The sequence below is a fragment of the uncultured Aurantimicrobium sp. genome (assembly GCF_936931525.1).
Lineage (GTDB): Bacteria > Actinomycetota > Actinomycetes > Actinomycetales > Microbacteriaceae > Aurantimicrobium.
Window position 1 is genome coordinate 1 of the sequence record NZ_CAKZII010000138.1, and the last position, 1,343, is coordinate 1,343.

At 55.9% G+C, this 1,343-nt stretch carries 2 protein-coding genes; one reads left to right on the forward strand and one right to left on the reverse strand.

The genetic code is table 11. The features are described from left to right. The coding region (locus Q0362_RS06540; RefSeq protein ID WP_298121520.1) for a M48 family metalloprotease at positions 1-628 on the forward strand (628 nt) is incomplete at its 5' end. Here the strand turns inward: Q0362_RS06540 and Q0362_RS06545 are convergent. Then, the coding region (locus tag Q0362_RS06545) for an alpha/beta hydrolase (protein ID WP_298121523.1) at positions 625-1,343 on the reverse strand (719 nt) is incomplete at its 5' end. The two genes, Q0362_RS06540 and Q0362_RS06545, sit on opposite strands and share 4 nt — an antisense overlap.

The following is a 1,343-nucleotide window of genomic DNA, read 5'->3' on the forward strand; positions in this document are numbered from 1 at the left end:
AGCTGCACTCTCTTTGCTCACAGCACTCGTTGGTTTGGTTTCCCGTGCCCTGGCTCAACATGTCGTAGAAGATAACTCAGCACGCATCTTCATGCCCATCCTGGAGAACGTCTTCGGCTGGATAGCCCTCGGGGTATTAGGGGTCTTGGTTTTCCGCTTCGGCGCAGCACTTGGCGAACTTCGTGCTGCCAAACGCAAGCTTGACGAACAATTCGCGGTCCTGATTCCCCGCGGAAAAATCACAGAACTCTCTGGTCACCGGGTGATGATTTTCGATTCCACTGAAATGGTGTTGATGGCTGTGCCCAGTGCGAACTGCGTCATGGTCAGCTCCGAGATCATCTCCACACTCAGCCCTGAACTCCTCCAAGCAGCGCTGGCTCATGAGCAGGCTCACCTCGATCAGCGCCATGGGACAGTGAGGGCTGCCGGAGTCCTTGCCATGGCGGTTGCACCCGGATTCTCAGCCAGTGAGCGCATGGCGCAAGCTACTCGCATCACCACTGAACTCTTGGCAGATGACGCCGCAGCACAGAAATTCTCTCGCCACACCGTTGCCCAGGCACTTCGTGCCTGCTTTGGCACGAGTGCCCTGGTGGAAGAACGAATTGCTCGTCTAGAGAGCTAGCACTGAGGATCGCTCGCGGGAACTTTCCCGCGCAACAAGAACCCATCCACCGCGTCATTCACGCAGGCGTTTGACTTGTTATATGCCGTGTGGCCTTCACCGGTGTAGGTCACGAGGTGACCACCTTCGAGCTGAGCTGCCAAGTTCTGTGCCCAGCGATAGGGTGTTGCCGGATCACCGGTCGTGCCGACAACCAAGATGTCTCCAGCACCACGTGCCGTGACCTTCTGAGGAGTCATCACAGCAGGGAACGCCCACTGAGAGCACAGTTCATCACCATAGGCGAGATAAGGCCCAATGACAGGAGCTTTCTCAGCAAGCACATTGGCGTCAGCAGCCCACTGAGCTGGATCCGTTTTCACCGGATAATCCCAGCAGTAGATGGCGAGGAAAGCTTCGGTTGAGTTATCGGAATACGTTCCGCTTTCAGTGCGGTTGTAATACCAATCCACCGAGCCATAGGCAGGATCTGCATCCCCCTCATAGACGGCAGTAAACACATCGGAGAGATAGCTCCACGCTTGCTTGTCATAGAGCGGGGCGATGATTGCTGTCAGCATCGAATCGGCTCCGAGCACACGTCCATCTGAAGCAGTTAGAGGTGATTGATCCACATCAGCAAGCAGCTGGCCAATCTGAGTCATCGCTGAATCCACCGTCCCCGTGAAAGGACAATCAGAACTGGCAAGGCAATCCGTCACGTAGGAACGGAGAG